This is a genomic window from Mesorhizobium sp. M3A.F.Ca.ET.175.01.1.1 (assembly GCF_004791945.1).
In the GTDB taxonomy this organism is placed as follows: Bacteria; Pseudomonadota; Alphaproteobacteria; order Rhizobiales; family Rhizobiaceae; genus Mesorhizobium.
The window spans coordinates 1-279 of record NZ_SRTP01000435.1 but is presented as its reverse complement, the minus strand read 5'-3'; the positions used below and the strand labels follow the sequence as shown (position 1 = coordinate 279).

Here is a 279-nt window from a genome sequence, read left to right as displayed (position 1 = left end):
GCGAAATCTGGTGGAAAAAGGCAACCAAGGGTTCAGCAACCATGCTGGTGGTTGAAGTGGCGGGCGTTGTTGCCGGCTACGCGACGCTGGGCCTCAGCCGGGCGCGCGGACTGCCGCATGACGGCGAAATTTACGAACTCTATCTCCGTCCGGAATATCAGGGCATCGGCCTCGGATCACTGCTTTTTACGGAAGCGCGACGGTTGCTGACCTCGCTTGGCTGCAACGGTATTGTCGTCTGGTGCCTTGAGGACAGCGATGTAGCCAATCGCTTTTTCC

Annotated in this window: 1 protein-coding gene; it reads left to right on the top strand. The window is 58.4% G+C overall.

Translation table 11 applies throughout. The features are described 5' to 3' along the window. Positions 1-279: GNAT family N-acetyltransferase (locus EN818_RS32320; protein WP_135906777.1), on the top strand; the 279-nt coding region annotated here is incomplete at both ends.